Annotated in this window: 15 protein-coding genes; 7 read left to right on the forward strand and 8 right to left on the reverse strand. The window is 40.7% G+C overall.

The annotated features are described in order from the left end of the window. Positions 1-42 precede the first annotated feature (42 nt). The 5 genes from ftsW to ACYU0V_RS17160 form a co-directional block, all read right to left on the reverse strand. Positions 43-1,239: a putative lipid II flippase FtsW gene (gene ftsW / locus ACYU0V_RS17140; RefSeq protein WP_005079447.1), complete on the reverse strand. Its 1,197-nt coding sequence runs from the start codon at positions 1,237-1,239 to the stop codon at positions 43-45. A 24-nt stretch (positions 1,240-1,263) separates the two neighbouring features. Next, positions 1,264-2,610 (reverse strand): UDP-N-acetylmuramoyl-L-alanine--D-glutamate ligase, encoded by a 1,347-nt coding sequence (gene murD / locus ACYU0V_RS17145; protein ID WP_461848389.1) that lies wholly within the window; start codon positions 2,608-2,610, stop codon positions 1,264-1,266. Between the two features lie 160 nt (positions 2,611-2,770). Then, positions 2,771-3,022 carry a DUF6587 family protein gene (locus ACYU0V_RS17150; protein WP_005804073.1) on the reverse strand — a complete coding sequence of 84 codons (252 nt, stop codon included), beginning with the start codon at positions 3,020-3,022 and terminating at the stop codon, positions 2,771-2,773. A gap of 20 nt (positions 3,023-3,042) precedes the next feature. Beyond that, on the reverse strand, positions 3,043-4,896 hold the full coding sequence (feoB, locus tag ACYU0V_RS17155) for a ferrous iron transporter B (RefSeq protein ID WP_002121211.1): 1,854 nt from the start codon (positions 4,894-4,896) through the stop codon (positions 3,043-3,045). Then, positions 4,893-5,156 carry a FeoA family protein gene (locus ACYU0V_RS17160; RefSeq protein WP_001991212.1) on the reverse strand — a complete coding sequence of 88 codons (264 nt, stop codon included), beginning with the start codon at positions 5,154-5,156 and terminating at the stop codon, positions 4,893-4,895. The genes feoB and ACYU0V_RS17160 overlap by 4 nt, the downstream gene beginning before the upstream one ends. Before the next feature lie 143 nt (positions 5,157-5,299). Between ACYU0V_RS17160 and xerD the strand changes: the two genes are divergently transcribed. From xerD to thrC, 4 genes are all read left to right on the forward strand, one after another. Continuing rightward, positions 5,300-6,220 carry a site-specific tyrosine recombinase XerD gene (xerD, locus tag ACYU0V_RS17165; RefSeq protein ID WP_199978399.1) on the forward strand — a complete coding sequence of 307 codons (921 nt, stop codon included), beginning with the start codon at positions 5,300-5,302 and terminating at the stop codon, positions 6,218-6,220. Positions 6,221-6,366: 146 nt separating this feature from the next. Beyond that, positions 6,367-7,182 carry a DsbC family protein gene (locus ACYU0V_RS17170; RefSeq protein WP_032006847.1) on the forward strand — a complete coding sequence of 272 codons (816 nt, stop codon included), beginning with the start codon at positions 6,367-6,369 and terminating at the stop codon, positions 7,180-7,182. Between the two features lie 243 nt (positions 7,183-7,425). Then, a complete protein-coding gene (locus tag ACYU0V_RS17175) occupies positions 7,426-8,727 on the forward strand; it encodes a homoserine dehydrogenase (RefSeq protein WP_002121263.1) in 1,302 nt (433 codons plus the stop codon). 54 nt (positions 8,728-8,781) lie between these two features. After that, positions 8,782-9,921 (forward strand): threonine synthase, encoded by a 1,140-nt coding sequence (gene thrC, locus ACYU0V_RS17180; RefSeq protein ID WP_002048893.1) that lies wholly within the window; start codon positions 8,782-8,784, stop codon positions 9,919-9,921. A gap of 107 nt (positions 9,922-10,028) precedes the next feature. On the opposite strand, the gene pbpG is transcribed toward thrC, so the two are convergent. After that, positions 10,029-11,075, reverse strand: coding sequence for a D-alanyl-D-alanine endopeptidase PBP7/8 (gene pbpG / locus ACYU0V_RS17185; RefSeq protein ID WP_031946764.1), 1,047 nt, complete (start codon positions 11,073-11,075; stop codon positions 10,029-10,031). Positions 11,076-11,287: 212 nt separating this feature from the next. On the opposite strand from pbpG, the gene gacA reads away from it, so the two are divergent. Genes gacA through ACYU0V_RS17200 form a run of 3 tightly spaced genes read left to right on the forward strand, consistent with a single transcriptional unit; the run spans position 11,288 to position 14,938 of the window. After that, entirely contained in the window at positions 11,288-11,923 is a 636-nt protein-coding gene (gene gacA / locus ACYU0V_RS17190; RefSeq protein ID WP_002121174.1) for a response regulator transcription factor GacA, read from the forward strand. Positions 11,924-11,933: 10 nt separating this feature from the next. Further along, the gene (locus tag ACYU0V_RS17195) at positions 11,934-13,502 is read left to right on the forward strand and encodes a sensor histidine kinase (protein ID WP_262462620.1); all 1,569 of its coding nucleotides are present in this window, start codon (positions 11,934-11,936) and stop codon (positions 13,500-13,502) included. Positions 13,503-13,525: 23 nt separating this feature from the next. After that, positions 13,526-14,938: a sigma-54-dependent transcriptional regulator gene (locus tag ACYU0V_RS17200; RefSeq protein WP_262462619.1), complete on the forward strand. Its 1,413-nt coding sequence runs from the start codon at positions 13,526-13,528 to the stop codon at positions 14,936-14,938. Positions 14,939-14,941: 3 nt separating this feature from the next. Here the strand turns inward: ACYU0V_RS17200 and ACYU0V_RS17205 are convergent, their stop codons facing one another. Then, positions 14,942-16,126, reverse strand: a complete 1,185-nt coding sequence (locus ACYU0V_RS17205; RefSeq protein WP_262462617.1) for a S41 family peptidase — start codon at positions 16,124-16,126, stop codon at positions 14,942-14,944. A 15-nt stretch (positions 16,127-16,141) separates the two neighbouring features. Beyond that, the gene (gpmI, locus tag ACYU0V_RS17210) at positions 16,142-17,689 is read right to left on the reverse strand and encodes a 2,3-bisphosphoglycerate-independent phosphoglycerate mutase (protein WP_262462615.1); all 1,548 of its coding nucleotides are present in this window, start codon (positions 17,687-17,689) and stop codon (positions 16,142-16,144) included. Between the last annotated feature and the right edge of the window lie 60 nt (positions 17,690-17,749).

Genomic DNA, 17,749 nt, shown 5'->3' on the forward strand with positions numbered 1-17,749 from the left:
GCCCGATATCAAATCAGGCTTTTTAAACTTCTAAATACTCAATTAGAAGTTTGACTCTTCTCGTTCTGGGTTGACTTCTTGTGTTGATGCATCAATCTTTAAGATTAAGCTAATCATCGCCGCACACATCATTAAAGACGTACCACCATAACTAATGAATGGCAAAGTCAAACCTTTCGTCGGCATTAAACCCATATTCATGCCCGCATTTACCAAAATCTGGAGCAAGAAAATAATACTAATACCGTAAGCTAAATAGCCTGCACGAAGGTAATGATGTTTCAAAGCACGGTGACCAATTTTGATACAACATGCCAGCATCAAGAAAGACAAGCCAATAACAATAGAAATACCCACGAAACCAAATTCTTCACCTAGCACTGCCAACATAAAGTCAGTATGCGCTTCAGGTAAATAAGATAGTTTTTGTACACTGTGACCTAAGCCTGTACCAAACCATTCACCACGACCAAAAGCCATTAGTGCATTTGATAACTGATAACCTACACCTAATGGATCTGCCCATGGGTCAGTAAACGAGATCAAACGCTGGAAACGGTATGGTTCAAATAAGATCAAAAACACGATACCCGTGACAATCGCGCCAAGCATGATTAAGAACTGAGTTGGCGGCGCACCCGCTAAAAAGAACACCCCAACCATCATCATGACAATAACGACAGTTGCTCCCAAGTCAGGCTCAGCAATAATTAAACCAACCGTGATTGCCATAACCCCACTTAAACGCAATAACCCTTTCCAATGAGTACGAACTTCTTTGGCACGGCGTACAACGTAGTCTGCGGTAAAGATTGCCATCATGACTTTGGCAACCTCGGTTGGCTGCAAGGTAAAACCACCGATCTTAATCCAACGTGTAGAACCGTTGACTTCCGAACCCACCACCAAAGCAGCAAGCAACAGAACCATAGTTAATAACCACAGCGGGAAGGTATTTTTAAACCACGTATTTAGTGATATTCGATAGGTCAAATAAGCCACCACACCCGCAGCGACAATCGAAATACCATGACGAATCACATAGTGAAACGGGTTTTCATGCATATATTCAGCATAGGGCATCGAAGCAGATGCAACCATCACGGAACCGATACACAATAATGCAACGACACAGAAAATCAGGACATTACGTGGCGTCACTTCCGCTGGCCATTTAGGCAATATCCGTTCATACCAATGATTGATTTTCTGGATTGTGGTCTGAGCTAAGCCTGCCATACTACATTCCTAATCATGTTTTCTTTAAACCAACGAATTGACGCAGGCAACAAACTGCTGACCACGGTCATTATAACTTTTAAACATATCAAAACTTGCACATGCTGGTGATAACAACACCACATCTTCGGCCTGTGTTTCACGTTGAGACAGCTCTACAGCTTCTTTAAGCGTTGCTGCATGTAAAATTTTGGTTGCACCTTGAATGGCTTGTTCAATCACCGGAGCATCCTCACCAATCAATACCACAACTTTGGCATATTTTTCGATAGAAGAACGTAATGGTCCAAAATCCTGACCTTTACCTTGCCCGCCTAAAATCAAGGCAACTTTACCTTTTTTAACCTCAATTGCAGCGCCTAAACCATCAATTGCTGCAAGCGTAGCGCCAACGTTGGTGCCTTTAGAATCATTGTAATAACGTACATCATGTACAGTTCTCACATACTCACAGCGATGCTCTAAGCCTTTAAATTGTTTTAAGGTTTCAAGCATAGATTCCATAGGCAGGCCTATTGCCTCACCTAATGCTAGACAAGCTAAAGCATTTGCTACATTGTGCATGCCTTGAATATATAAATCTGAGCTTTTAATTAAACGCTTTAAACCACGCGCAAGCCAAAGCGTGCCATCGCCATCTCTTAAAACACCATATTGATTTAAATCTGGTGCATTTAAACCAAAGCTTTGCATTGGTGTGGTATCTGGAACGAGAGGACGACTTAAAGCGTCATCACGGTTAAATACTACTTTTTTAACGCCTTGGAAAATACGGTGTTTTGCTTGATGGTAACCCAACATATTGCCGTGACGATCTAAGTGGTCTTCACTCATATTGAGAACCACAGCAACTTCAGCATTTAAGTGAGACGTGGTTTCTAGCTGAAAACTTGATAGCTCAAGTACAATTAACTCAGGTTGATCTTTTAATAAATCTAGAGCTGGGCGTCCAAGATTGCCACCTACAGCAACTTTCTTACCCGCATCTTTAGCCATTAAGCCAATTAAAGTCGTTACTGTACTTTTCGCATTAGAGCCAGTAATAGCCACAATAGGCACATCGGTTGCACGGCGTAATAATTGAATATCCCCTACCACAGAAATACCCTTAGCAATAGCTGCCTGAATTTCCGGTAATTGTGGTGCAAGGCCTGGACTTAAAATAATTTCTTCTGCTTGTAATAATAATTCTTGGTCAAGTTGACCGAAACTTGTCTTTACTCCTGCCGGAATCTGATCATGCCCTGGTGGCGTGGGACGCGAATCTGTTACTGCAACTTGGTAGCCTTGTTCATGCAAGAAATTTACAGCAGAAACGCCTGATATTCCCAAGCCTGCTACAACTTTTAACCCACCACGTTGTATTAACATTTTTGCCCCACAATTTATCAATCGACAGAATGGCAAAAATGTTAGCACTTTGCTGTTTTGAATGCTTTTTCAGTTTGAACTTTATTCATCTTTTTTTGTGTCAGTGCGTAAAAAAGCCATCAATATGATGGCTTTTTAAACGAAACAAGAAATACTGAATCTACTGCCATTTAATCGGCTTAATTTCTTGAACTGTATTCGTAGGTTTATCTTCGCTTGAACAACCACAACCGCCAGCACAACCAAAGGTCATTTTCGGTTTAAGCCACTTTGCCAAAGTTGCCCAACCCTGCTTTTCGCAAAATGCAGAGAGTGAAGAAAAGACTAAATTTGCTGTTTTCGGAAATACTTTCTTAAAAACAACTACAGCACTCCAAATCACTAAAACCGCAATAATCAGATATTGAACCATATACAACCTCCTTTATTGCCTTAGCCCCAATAGTGGGAAGCAATTTGATAGGTAACAAACGATGCAAAATAAGCTAAACCAAACAGATATGCAGTCATAGCTGCAACATGTTTCCATGAACCTGTTTCACGGCGTACCGTTGCCAATGTTGCCAAACAATGTGGAGCATAAATGAACCACACTAAAAGCGATAAACCTGTTGCCAAAGACCAACCTGTTCCATCTGCACTAATCAGATGTGACAAACCTTGTGCCACAGCATCATCATCTGTTGCAGACAAGGCATAAACTGTACCTAATGCCGCGACAACCACTTCACGAGCAGCCATAGCTGGAATTAAAGCGATACAGATTTGCCAATTAAAACCAACTGGAGCAAATAAAGGCTGGATAAGATGCCCGAGCATACCTGCAAAACTATAATCTATGGCAGGTAATGTCGCCCCTTCTGGTGGCTGCGGGAAAGTACACAAGAACCACAGCAAAATAGAGAGCGCAAAAATGATCCCACCGACGCGTTTCAAGAAGATCTTTGCACGATCCAATAAACCGATTCCCACACTTTTTAAATCAGGGAAACGATAACTTGGTAGCTCTAGCAGTAAAGCATGTTGCGACTTATCTTTTTGCAAAAACTTCATTAAAAATGAAACACAAAGCGCACTCACAATACCAGCCATATACAGACCGAAAAGCACTAAACCTTGTAAGTTGAAAATACCCCAGACCATTTTCTCTGGAATAAAGGCAGCAATCAGCAAGGCATATACAGGCAAGCGTGCCGAACAGGTCATTAAAGGTGCAACCATAATAGTCGTAAAACGATCACGAGGGTCACTAATACTACGCGTTGCCATAATTCCCGGTACTGCACAAGCAAAGCTTGAAAGTAAAGGAATGAAAGCTCGACCACTTAAGCCCGCTTGGAACATTAATTTATCAAGTAAGAATGCTGCACGCGGTAAATAGCCTGATTCTTCGAGTACTAAAATGAAGAAGAACAAGATCAAAATTTGTGGCAAGAACACAACTACGCCACCCGCACCTGCAATAATTCCGTCAACAACCAAACTATGCAGTAGAGGTTGGGTAATCACAGTTCCCACTACCTCACCAAGCCAGCCGAAGAAGCCTTCAATACCATCCATGAATGGAGCTGCCCATGCAAACACTGCTTGGAACACAATAAACATCATGATGGCAAGGCTAAGTAGGCCTAAAACCGGATGTAAGAAAATTCGATCTAGAAAATCAGTACGCTTATCTCCATGATCAACATAATGAACTACATCTTTAAAAATCATATCGATTTTTTGGTGATGAGTTCCAGTTAAACCACTCAGTTCGGTTTGTGGCACACTGTATTTTTCTTGATCAAGGGCATGTAATAAATTTTCAATACCCGCATTACGGACGGCAACTGTTTCAACAACTGGTACGCCCAAACGCTGAGATAACTTTTGAGTATTAATTTGGATGCCACGACGACGCGCTTCATCCATCATATTCAGTACAAGTAAAATCGGACGACCCAACTCGATCATTTCGAGTACTAGTCCTAAATGCAATTTTAAGTTAGTGGCATCAACCACACATAAAAAGGCATCTTGCTGCCCTTCTTCTGCAATTTTACCCAAACACACGTCACGGGTAATTACTTCATCAGGACTGGTGGCATTAAGGCTATATGTACCCGGCAAATCAAGTACACGCACTGCTCGGCCTGAAGGCAACTGAAAATGACCAACCTTACGCTCGACCGTTACGCCCGCATAGTTTGCAACTTTTTGTCGAGTTCCAGTTAAATGGTTAAAAAGAGAGGTTTTACCACAGTTAGGGTTTCCCACAAGGGCAATACGTAACGCATCACTCATGCGGGTACTCCTTCTTCTACTTGAATTTCAATTTTTTCCGCTTCTGCTTTACGTAAAGCGAAACGAGTAAAGCCTATTTGGATCAAGATCGGATCACCACCAAAAACACCTTTGGTAATCACTTCCACTCGTGTGCCCGGTACAAAGCCCAGACTTTCCAAACGAATTGCGACCAAATCTTGCTGCTCGGACTCTACTTCTATCCGATTCACTTTGGTGATGGTCGCCGCTTGCTTCACTTTTAAAGCTGATAAACGCACCGCATCCGATCCTAAACCTTTTTTAATAGTATACATATAAATGAGAATAATTACCAAATAAGGTTAAATTTCACTTCTTATTCAGTTTAATCGACAAACCTTAAAGTTTCTTTTAAAGTACAGAGGTTTAGAGGATGTAGTGTATGTTGAATAAAAAACCGCGTATTCCAAGCCCTGTTCAAATTCCTGAACATTTGAGCTTTTTACAAGGTTTTCGTGACTATCTCGTTGCTCAGACGGTAAGTCCACATACACGTAATGCTTATTTATCTGACCTTATTCAATGCAGCGAACTTCATAAAAAATCATTTCTTCCAGAGTGGACAAGTGATGATATCGCTGATGTTTTGATTGAGTTGACTAAAGTTGGAAAAAGCCCGCGCTCGATTGCCCGCTGCTTATCTGCCCTACGTCAGTTTTACAAATTTTTACGTGAACAGAAATTACGAAGCGATAATCCTGTAGCGACCCATCATTCTCCAAAAATTGGCAGAGCATTACCCAAAGATTTATCAGAAGAAGATGTCGAAGCACTGATTCAGGCTCCTGATATTGATACGGCACTGGGATTACGTGATCGGGCAATGTTTGAAGTCCTTTACGCATGTGGTTTACGTGTTTCAGAACTGCTGAACTTACGCCTAGAACTTATTAACTTAAAACAAGGCTATTTAAGAATTACTGGTAAAGGTAATAAAGAGCGTTTGGTCCCGCTAGGCCAATTTGCTTGTGAATGGGTAGAACGCTACTTACAGGATGCTCGACCTCAACTTTATAAAAGTTCAACCGACTACCTCTTTTTAACTCAACACGGCGGGATTATGAGCCGTCAGAACTTTTGGTATGCTATTAAGCGTTACGCCTTACAAGCCAATATTCAAGCTGAACTTTCACCTCACACCTTACGTCACGCCTTTGCAACACACCTGCTCAATCATGGCGCCGATTTACGCGTAGTACAAATGTTATTGGGCCATAGTGACTTATCAACTACTCAAATTTACACACATGTAGCACAAGTGAGAATGCAACAATTGCATGAAAAACATCATCCTAGAGGGTAAAAAATTTAAAACTTATTATTTGAAATACACCCAACAATCAATTGATTTCGTTCACAAAGGTTAAGAAAGTTTTAACAATACACACTAGATTTTTTGTTATGCTTAGCAGCTTCTGACTATAAATACTGATGAAATAAGGGTTATCTATGTCTTTTACCCGATCTCAACTTTTTCTTGCCTGTGCGTTGGCTTCTAGCCTGTTATTCAGTGCTTGTTCTAAAGAAAACAAACCACAAAAAGAAGATGCGCTCACTGCGACCGCACCTGCTACTGGGGAAGCTTCAACCATCATTGAACGCAATGAGAAACAGCGTTTAATTGAAACTTTGCAAAAACAATTTAAGAATGCAAACATCAACGCCAAAATTTTAGATATCAAGCCTACGGAAGTGCCTAACTTATATTGGGTAAATCTCGAAGGGATGACGTCGATTTATACAACCAGCGATGGTAAATACCTGATTCAAGGTGATGTCATTCGTTTAGGTGGTAAAGAACTGCATAATATTGGCGATAATCTTCAAGCTTCAGAAAACAAGAAGCATCTTGCTGCTTTAAAAAATGAAGATTTGATTGTCTACCCAGCTAAAGGTGGTAAGGCTAAACATGTGATTTATGTGTTTACCGATGCAAGCTGTCCTTATTGCCATAAATTACATGAGCATTTACCTGAAATTAATGAAAAAGGTATTGAGGTACGTTATATCGCTTGGCCACGCGGTGAACAATTTATGCCGACCATGGAAGCTGTATGGTGTAGTGCAGACCGTAAAGCTGCCTTTAACCAAGCAGTACAAGGTATTAATATCCCACCTGCTCAATGTAAAAACCCTGTGCGTGAACAATATCAACTTGGCTTAAACATGGGTGTAAATGGAACACCAGCTATTTACAATGTTGATGGCGAGTACTTAGGTGGATATCTAACACCGGATGAATTAATTAAACGTCTGGATAAATAACATCCTTTAAGCTGGTGAATGATTAATCATCTATCTCTTTTAAAAAGCGCTGCTCTGATTGCAGCGCTTTGTTTTTTCAATAATTAATATTTAAACAACCTCTGTTTAAAGACTGATCTACTCTTCTTTTCCAAACATCGCACTCTAATTCATTGAACAAGCACTAAAAGCGCTAGAGTCTGGCGTTTTTTTTAGCTATGATCTAGCTTCAACTAAATGATTAAATGATGAATGGAGTGTGACGTGAAACCAGTTCGCCTGGCAATACTCGGTCTAGGAACCGTAGGTGGAGGAGCCCTTAAACTACTACAAGAAAATGCCGCTGAAATTAAACGTCGCACCGGTCGAGAAATTCAAATTACCCACGTTGGAACACGCCGCCCTCGTCCAGATCTTGAATTGGAAGGGATTAAACAAAGCGCCGATTTACTTGACATCGTTCGTCAACCAGACGTTGATGTAGTTGTAGAAGTTATGGGTGGGATCCACCCTGCTTACGAAGTTATCATGGAAGCGATCAAACACGGCAAACAAGTCGTGACTGCAAACAAAGCGTTACTCGCTGAACATGGCAATGAATTATTTAAAGCAGCAGAAGACAATGCTGTGCAAATTGCTTATGAAGCAGCAGTTGCTGGCGGTATTCCAATTATTAAAGTGATCCGTGAAGGTCTTGCTGCAAACCATATCGAATGGTTGGCAGGTATTATTAATGGTACAGGTAACTTTATTCTGACTGAAATGCGTGAGAAAGGTCGTGCATTTGATGATGTATTAAAAGAAGCTCAAGAACTCGGTTATGCAGAAGCAGACCCAACTTTTGACGTTGAAGGTATTGATGCTGCGCATAAACTTACCATTTTAGCGTCTTGTGCTTTTGGTATTCCTCTTCAATTTGATAAGGTTTATACCGAAGGTATCAGCAAAATCACTGCACAAGATGTGAAATATGCAGAAGATCTTGGTTTCCGCATTAAACATCTCGGTATTGCACGTCGTGCTGAAAAAGGTATTGAGTTACGTGTTCATCCAACACTCATTCCAGATGAACAGCTGATTGCGAATGTAAACGGCGTTAAAAACGCTGTATTAGTTCAGGCAAATGCCGTAGGTCCAACACTCTATTACGGCGCGGGTGCAGGCGCAGGTCCTACAGCTTCTGCGGTTGTTGCTGATGTTATTGATATTGTCCGTGACATCTCTTATACCGAAGACGGCGCAGGCACAATTCCTCAGTTGGCTTTTGAAGCATTAACCAATGTGCCAATTTTAAGCCGTGAAGAAATGACCACAGGTTATTACATTCGCTTAAACGCAGAAGACCAAACTGGCGTACTTGCAGACGTAACTACCATCTTAAGTCGCGCTGGAATTAGTATTGATGCGATCATGCAACAATCTCGTTTAAAAGACCTTATTCCAATCGTGATTCTGACCGATCCAATCGTTGAATCAAAAATGGATGATGCTCTTGCACAAATTCAAGCATTACCTGCAATTCGTGGCGAAATCGTAAGAATTCGTTTAGAATCGCTCGATAGTTAATCAGGTTGAGGGAAAGATTCCCTCTCCCGCTTCATCTCTAATTGGAACACCATCATGTCTAATGCCAATCGTTATACTGGTCTTGTAGATCGTTATCGTGACCGTTTGCCAGTTTCGGCAACTACTCGTGCTATCTCTTTGGGTGAAGGCAACACCCCACTCATTAAACTTGAGAATATTCCACGTATTATTGGCAAAGATGTTGAAATTTATGTGAAATACGAGGGCTTAAACCCAACTGGTTCATTTAAAGACCGTGGTATGACCATGGCTGTAACCAAAGCGGTTGAAGAAGGCTCTAAAGCGATTATCTGTGCATCTACCGGTAACACTTCTGCTGCTGCTGCTGCCTATGCTGCACGTGCAGGTATCAAAGCATTTGTTTTGATTCCAGAAGGCAAAATTGCGATGGGTAAAATGGCACAAGCGATGATGTATGGTGCGATCACTATGCAAATTCGTGGTAACTTCGATGATGGTATGCGTCTTGTAAAAGAAGTTGCTGATCAAGCGCCTGTAACGATTGTAAACTCAATCAACCCTTACCGTTTGCAAGGTCAAAAGACTATTGCTTATGAAATCGTTGAAGCTTTAGGCCGCGCACCTGATTACCACTGCTTACCTGTAGGTAACGCAGGTAATATCACCGCTCACTGGATGGGTTATACCGAAGCTGTAGCAAACCAGCCTGCTGATCAGTTTGAACAAGTGATTTATGATGCTGCTACTGATCAATTCACTGGTCCAAAACCAGAAGGTTTACCAACAATGGTGGGTTACCAAGCTTCTGGCGCAGCTCCATTCTTACGTGGTGCTCCAGTTGAAAGCCCTGAAACTGTTGCAACTGCAATCCGTATTGGTAATCCACAAAGCTGGAACCATGCAAAAGCTGTAGTACGCGACTCTAAAGGCTGGTTTGATGAACTTCAAGACAGCGAAATTTTAGAAGCTCAACGCTTACTTTCTATGTATGAAGGTGTATTTGTTGAGCCAGCGTCTGCTGCTTCTATCGGCGGTGCGATCCGTGATATTAAAGCGGGTAAAATTGCCGAAGGTTCTGTCATTGTATGTACAGTAACTGGTAATGGCTTGAAAGATCCTGATACTGCAATCAAACAATGTGCTGATGCAGTGATGTTGTCAATTGATGCAACAATGGACCAAGTAAAAGATTCGATTTTATCTAACATGTAAGATCTGATTTTTCAAAAAAACGGCTGTATTAAACAGCCGTTTTTTTATGTCTTTTTTATAGCCATAAAAAAACGCTTCTTGATAGAAGCGTTTTTTGAATATTTAAATTAAATACGTTTTGGCAAATTGCTCAACCAACCAAGCAAGTTAGTTGCATCATTATTACGTGCCTGTGTACTTGGCTCACCCAGTAATACAATGACTGCCGGACGTGAATTTACAGTTGTGTGCATCACAACACAGCGACCTGCTTCATTAATATAACCAGTTTTAGACAAGTTAATATTCCAACCACCATTGCGCACTAGAGCATTGGTATTGTTAGATTTCAACACGCGATAACCCAAGTTAAAGTCATAAGTCGGTGTAGTTGAGAATTGACGGATTAAACCATATTGAGAAGCTGTACTTGCCAAAATCCCTAAGTCACGCGCAGAAGATACATTACGCGGATCTAAACCAGTTGACTCATAATAGTGGGTTGCGTTCATACCTAAAGCACGTGCTTTAGAATTCATTGCAGCGACGAATGCAGGACGACCACCTGGATAAGTACGTGCTAAAGCCGCCGCTGCTGGGTTTTCTGATTTCATTAGAGCAAACAGAAGAACTTCTGCACGGTTCATCTTGTCGCCAACACGTAAGGTTGAACTTGAGTTTTTACCATTTGCACCAGCAAAATCGATTTGCTCAAGTGTAATTTCTTCTGACATGTTTAAACGGGCATCTGCCGTTACAACTGCTGTCATCAACTTAGTAATAGAGGCAATTGGCACAGAAGCGTTGGTATTTTTACTGTAGAGCACTTCACCAGTTTGCGCGTCCATCACAAGTGCAGCTCGAGCGCTTACACTCGGCTGGGCATTGTAACCAGTCGTATCACGGATTGGAGCAATCTTCGGTGCAGATGCTACAATTTTAGGTGCGCTACCACCACGCAAAGTTGTGGTTACCGATGTTGAACCTTGCGGAGTAGGTTCGTCATCTTCATCATTTAAAAATTGGCTAGCATCAGCTGAAGACCAATTTAAGCTTGCAGTACCACTATTCCCTGAGGACGGGTTATTGACGAGTTCTGCAAAGCTTGTTGAACTCAAACTAAGCAAAATAGACATGCTTAGCACATGCATTAAAGACTTTTTAGAATTTTTCACGGCACAATACTCGACTCAGGGTGATACACATTTGCGCTTACTATAATTATGCCTTACATTTGAGGTATAAGGTATAACGCTTTTACCGACACAATTGTGCACAACTATTCGCTCACTATATAAGAATAGGATTGCTAATTTTGTCATTCCATTGCAAGCTAATTTTGCTTTATGTAACAAAAAACTTGTTTTTTGAAAGAAAGGAGGTCTTCTTGATTACAGTTTTAGTTGTGGATGACCATGAACTTGTACGTACAGGTATCTGCCGTATGTTAGAAGATCATGCCGATGTAGAGGTCATTGGACAAGCCGAATCGGGTGAAGAAGCAATTGCTATTGTTCGTCAGAAACATCCTCAAGTTGTGCTACTTGATGTCAATATGCCTGGCATCGGCGGCGTAGAAACAACACGTCGTTTACTGCAAACCGCACCAGATACAAAAGTGATTGCAGTCAGTGGCTTAGCAGAAGAACCTTACCCTTCTCTTTTGCTTAAAGCAGGAGCTAAAGGTTACATCACCAAAGGTGCTCCAATTACCGAAATGGTTCGGGCGATTAATAAAGTGATGCAAGGCGGCAAATACTTTAGTGCCGATATTGCTGAGCAATTAGCAAGTTCTTATTTATCCGATACGCAGCAATCGCCATTTGATTCTCTCTCTGAACGAGAAATGCAAGTTGCAATGATGGTTGTAAATTGTATTAGCGCTCAAGAAATTGCAGACAAACTTTTTGTAAGTGTTAAAACAGTGAATACTTACCGCTACCGTATTTTTGAAAAGCTAGCCATTGATAGTGATGTTAAACTAACTCATCTCGCGATTCGTTACGGTCTGATCAAGCCTTAATCAGACTTACATGCAATTTCCCGTAAACTCATCCTTGTCCCATACGATATTTCGTTTGGGCACGTGGTATGGTTTATATCGCCTTATTATTGCGGTTAGCCTGAATATTATTTTGGTTTTAACCGATGCTCAAATCGACAATAGTCTACAACAACCCACTTTATATTCTTACACACTACTCGGCTATTCGCTCTTAAGCCTTCTTCAACTTTTATGCTTTAAGCTTATTGCTACTCAGGCCACAAGGCAGCTCATTTTATTTTTTGTAGTTGATATTATCTGTCTGAGTTTACTTACATTTTCTGTAGGTGAACCAAATCTTCAACTCAGCTTGCTCTATGTGATTGCCATATTTACTTCGGCCATTTTACTTAGCGCAAGAATGTCGTTGCTCATTACATTACTTGCAGTGATTGCGGTTATTTACCAACGCTTCGTTGGCAGTTTATTTGACTACAATAATTTAAATACGATTGGTAATAGCGCCTTATTGGCCTTCTTGTTCTTTGTAGTACATGGAATAGGACAAATTGCGGTCCAGCGCTTTAAATTACTTGAAGCGCTAACTTTCCATCAATCAATAGAACTCTATCAACTACAAAATATTAACCGCTATATCTTGGAACAAATTGAAGAGGGCTATTTAGTTCTAGATGAAAACTATGACATTGTTTTAAGTAACCCAGCCGCCTGCTCTCTTTTAGGAATTCCACCTCAATTTGCCAGTGAAAAATATCCCTTAGCAAAATGGCATGCTGACTTATTTGAAATTCTTAAATTTGATAACCTAAAAGAAGGTGATCGATTTATTTTTGAGTCCCGACTGTCGGCTTATTCTATTAATATTAAAGTGCAACATCTTTTGGTGCCGCAACAAGCATTAACACTACTCATCTTACAAGATGCACAACAGATTAATCAGCAAGCTCAACAACTCAAACTTGCTGCTTTAGGACAACTCTCAGCAAGTATTGCACATGAGATTCGTAATCCTCTTGCAGCCATTGTTCAAGCAAATGAATTACTCAAAGATAGTGACGCGGAACAGCAAAATACTTTACGCAATATGATTGGCAAGCAAACGAAACGCATTGATAGTATTGTTCAAGATACGTTAGGACTTGCCCGCAGTGAAAGAACGTACCCAATCCAGATCGAATTAAACGACTTCATAAAAACGTTATTAGATGAAGATTTATCTGATGTTAAACATGCAATCCAGCTTAAAAGTTCTGATTTATCCTTAAAGCTATTGTTTGATGAAAAGCAACTCAGACAAGTGCTAATTAATCTTGTTAGGAATGCTCTACGACACAATGCACCCGATTCGCCCTATGTTCTGATCAATATCCATTCACAAACAAATAAAATTTATATTGATGTGATCGATTACGGTGAAGGTGTTTCAAAACGTGATATATCTCAATTATTTAAACCATTTTTTAGTACCGAAATTAATGGAACTGGTTTAGGATTATATTTGTCTCATAGTTTTTGTGAGGCAAACCATGCAAAGCTCACTTATGTAGAGCAAAAACAAGGGGCATGCTTCAGAATAGAATGCCCAATAATATATTGATTTTTTATTAGGTTTTTGGGGAAATGGCAGAACAGCAACCACTCGTTTTGCTTGTAGACGATGAAGAAGATTTGTGCCTGTTAATGCAAATGACTCTTGCACGAATGGGGATTAAGACACATCTTGCTTATCGGGTTGAACAGGCCAAACAGCTTTTTACTCAGTTTCATTACGATGCATGCTTGACCGATTTAAATCTACCTGACGGTAGTGGTTTAGAATTGGTTCAACATGTTTCTCAAACTTACCCACACACTCCCATTGCAGTCTTAACTGCATACGGCAATATGGATATTGCAATTGCAGCATTAAAAGCGGGAGCTTTTGATTTTGTCAGCAAACCTATTAACCAAATTCACTTAGATCAATTGTTAAAAAAGGCGCTCAACCAGCCAAAACCAGAGCATGAGTTCGGTGAAACAACATTAGAAAATGACTTATTAATTGGGCGTTCGCCACCTATACAAAACTTACGGACAGCTATAAAAAAAATAGCCCGCTCCCAAGCACCTGTGTTTGTTACAGGTGAGTCTGGTACGGGTAAAGAAGTTGTTGCCAATCTGATTCACCGCTTAAGCAACCGCAGTGAAGGACCATTTATTGCAATTAACTGTGGAGCAATCCCAACTGAGCTCATGGAAAGTGAACTTTTCGGGCATAAAAAAGGCAGTTTTACTGGAGCAACCCAAGACAAACAAGGTCTGATTTTATCGGCACACGGCGGCAGTTTATTTTTAGATGAAATTGCCGAATTGCCTTTAAGTATGCAAGTTAAATTGCTTCGGGCAGTACAAGAGAAAAAGATTCGCCCTGTAGGTTCAGATCAGGAAATTGATGTTGATTTTCGAGTAATCAGTGCGAGTCACCAAGACTTAGATTTATTAGTTCAACAAGGTAAATTCCGTCAGGACTTATTTTTCCGTATTCATGTTATGGATATTATGCTGCCGCCACTGCGTGACCGTGGTGGAGATATTTTGCTATTGGCCAATCATTTTATTCAAAAGGTTTGTACGGAATGGGGCATTTCAAGCAAGCAATTAACGGCGAGCGCTGAAACTTACTTATTGCAGCAAGACTTTCCGGGTAATGTTCGTGAATTAAGAAATATGATTGAGCGAGCTATTACTTTAAGTGATGATGAGTCCATTGATTTAACACACTTAGCGCCTCCTCCTAGAGGCACTAGCGTGAGCCCGCAAATCGTAACGAAACAACTAAATCAAACACCGGCTGTTCAGACTCACCCAAAATTTCCAATGGAAGGTTTAGAACGCTACTTAGAAAATATCGAAAAAGATATTTTACTGAATGCTCTGAACATGACGCATTGGAATCGAACTTTAGCGGCTAAAAAGTTAGGAATGACTTTCCGTTCTTTGCGCTATCGACTCAAAAAATTTGGCTTAGATACTGAAATGGGAGAGGAAGTATAAAAATTACTTCCTCTTTAGAAATAAATCTGCAACGCGCTCTAAATATACGTCTTCTTTCATTTCTGCAGGTAATGGATAGGACTGGTTAGGTTGAATACCCTGACCTTCAATCATATTGCCATTTGGCGTGTAGTAATGAGAGACCGTCATCTGTAGAGCCGCCCCACTTGGCAAAGGAAATAGCTTTTGCACTACACCTTTTCCATAACTTTTTTCACCCATCACCCAAGCACGCTGGTGTTCTTTCATAGCCGCAGTAAAAACTTCTGCCGCCGATGCAGAGCGGTGATTAATTAATATACCCAGTTTTATATTCTGAAATTCATTACCGGGCAAAGCCTGAAACTGCTGGTTACCTTCCGAACGGCTTTTGGTTGAAACAATAATTCCGTTATTTAAAAATAAATCTGCTGATTCAACTGCTGCCGATAACAACCCACCCGGATTGTTTCGCAAATCGATTAAAACAGCCTTTAAACGTGGGGAGCTATTTTCTTCAATTAATCTTTTAATTTCATTAGCAGTGTCTTGTTGGAACACTCTAATTTTTAGTACGAGCACCTGATTATGTAACATTACAGGTTCTATATCGGTTTCTATTTTTTTATTACGGACTAAGTTAATGTTTCCGTTTAGCTCTTCTGCTTGTACTTGAAGTGTACTTCCTATAGAACCGTAAAGTAGTCCAAGCACCTGATCTTGGTTTAAATTTTTTAAATCTTGGTTATCAATTTTGAGAATCGTCTGACCATTTCTCAAACCTAATTTATAGGAATCAGAACCGGTTTTAAGATCACGAATCATCCATTTATGAGCATGTGATTCAGGGCTTAATGCAAAATCAACTGATGCAAGATCACCCTCTGTGTATTGAATCAGTTGGCGATATTCTTCTGCCGATAAATAACGCGAATAACGATCTAACCCGCTCACTAACCCTTTTATGGCTTGTTGAAACAAGGCATCGTCAGACTTCACATCAACATAGTTATCTCGAACAATTCCATAGATTTGCACAAACTGTTGAATCGACTCGATTGGCACCTCTGCATAGCTATGTTCCGGTTCTTCCGAATCCGAATGCAAAGGTGACATTTTTTCTTTTACAACTGGCGCTGCAAAGGCAAATTGGCTGCAACACAGCAACATACTTACAATAAGTTTTTTATATTTAATGTGTTGCAGCATCCAATCACCTTTAACTTATGCAGACAGTGTAATCAGATTACGCCCTTGCATTTCGGCAGGAACAGGAATCTGCATTAAATTGAGAATTGTCGGTGCTACGTCTGCAAGCACACCACCTTCTGCAATTGTTGCTTGTGTTGGACCCACATAGATAAAAGGCACAAGCTCAGTTGTATGTTGAGTATGCACTTGCCCACTTTCGTAGTCTTGCATTTGTTCAACGTTACCATGGTCAGCAGTAATGAGCATATGGCCTTTTTTCGCCATAACTGCTTCATAGACACGACCTAAACAGGTATCAACTGCTTCAACTGCTTTAACCGCAGCATCAAACACACCTGTATGACCGACCATATCACCATTTGCATAGTTCACAACCAATAAGTCGTATTCACCCGAATTAATCGCTTTAACCAACTCATCAGTGACTTCATAAGCACTCATTTCAGGCTTAAGGTCATATGTCGCAACGTTTGGAGACGGAATTAAAATACGCTTTTCACCTGGATATTCATCTTCACGACCACCACTAAAGAAGAATGTTACATGTGCATACTTTTCAGTTTCAGCAATACGTAACTGGGTTTTACCTAAAGAAGATAAATACTCACCCAATGAATTTTTAAGGGCTTCTGGCATATATGCAACTGGTGCATCAATGCTTGCCTGATAACGCGTTAACATCACAAATTTAGAAAGATTTGGTACAACTTTGCGTTCAAAACCAGCAAAGTCTTTCTCTACAAATGCGCGAGTAATTTCACGAGCTCGGTCAGCACGGAAATTCATAAATACAACGCTATCACCATCTTGAACTTTAGCAATATCACCAATACGAGTCGCTTTTACAAACTCATCATTTTCATTGGCTGCATAAGCCAATTCCAACCCTTCAACCCCTGTTTGCGCAGTACGAAGTGCTTCACCTTCGGTCAACAAGCGATAAGCTTGCTCAACACGATCCCAACGGTTGTCACGGTCCATTGCAAAGTAGCGACCAATCATAGTTGCGATACGGCCTTGGCCCGGATATTGAGCAAATAATGCATCTAATTTTTCTAAAGATGGTTGAGCACTGCGTGGAGGTGTATCACGACCATCAAGGAAAGCGTGTAAATAAACTTTTGCACCGCGTTTTAATGCAAGCTCACACATCGCCACAATATGATCTTCATGTGAATGGACGCCACCTTCTGAAAGTAGTCCCATAATATGAACAGCACCGCCAGCAGCTTTAGCTTTTTCAACAGCGTCGATCAACACTTCATGTTTGAAAAAGTCACCAGTACGGATATCTTTAGTAATACGGGTAAAGTCTTGATATAACACACGGCCAGCGCCAAGATTCATATGGCCGACTTCAGAGTTCCCCATTTGTCCATCAGGCAATCCAACATCTTCACCTGAACCAGAAATTAGACTATTCGGATGCTTGGCTTTCATTGCCGCCAAATTTGGTGTTTTTGCTGCAAGAAAAGCATTATCTTCAATCGCTTCACGGTGTCCAACACCATCCATAATGACCAGAACGTGAGGGATCTTGCCAGCAGTTGCATCCGTCATAATCAATTTCTCTTTTGTCTACAATTTCGTCACAATATCTTACCGAATTTTCGGTCAAGA

This window comes from Acinetobacter sp. X9 (assembly GCF_054889255.1).

Excerpts from the sequence above, each read along its gene's own strand:
- ftsW (WP_005079447.1), bottom strand. The coding sequence starts at position 1,239 with ATGGCAGGCTTAGCTCAGACCACAATCCAGAAAATCAATCATTGGTAT.
- murD (WP_461848389.1), bottom strand. The coding sequence starts at position 2,610 with ATGTTAATACAACGTGGTGGGTTAAAAGTTGTAGCAGGCTTGGGAATA.
- ACYU0V_RS17150 (WP_005804073.1), bottom strand. The coding sequence starts at position 3,022 with ATGGTTCAATATCTGATTATTGCGGTTTTAGTGATTTGGAGTGCTGTA.
- feoB (WP_002121211.1), bottom strand. The coding sequence starts at position 4,896 with ATGAGTGATGCGTTACGTATTGCCCTTGTGGGAAACCCTAACTGTGGT.
- xerD (WP_199978399.1), top strand. The coding sequence starts at position 5,300 with ATGTTGAATAAAAAACCGCGTATTCCAAGCCCTGTTCAAATTCCTGAA.
- ACYU0V_RS17170 (WP_032006847.1), top strand. The coding sequence starts at position 6,367 with ATGTCTTTTACCCGATCTCAACTTTTTCTTGCCTGTGCGTTGGCTTCT.
- thrC (WP_002048893.1), top strand. The coding sequence starts at position 8,782 with ATGTCTAATGCCAATCGTTATACTGGTCTTGTAGATCGTTATCGTGAC.
- ACYU0V_RS17195 (WP_262462620.1), top strand. The coding sequence starts at position 11,934 with ATGCAATTTCCCGTAAACTCATCCTTGTCCCATACGATATTTCGTTTG.
- ACYU0V_RS17200 (WP_262462619.1), top strand. The coding sequence starts at position 13,526 with ATGGCAGAACAGCAACCACTCGTTTTGCTTGTAGACGATGAAGAAGAT.
- ACYU0V_RS17205 (WP_262462617.1), bottom strand. The coding sequence starts at position 16,126 with ATGCTGCAACACATTAAATATAAAAAACTTATTGTAAGTATGTTGCTG.
- gpmI (WP_262462615.1), bottom strand. The coding sequence starts at position 17,689 with ATGACGGATGCAACTGCTGGCAAGATCCCTCACGTTCTGGTCATTATG.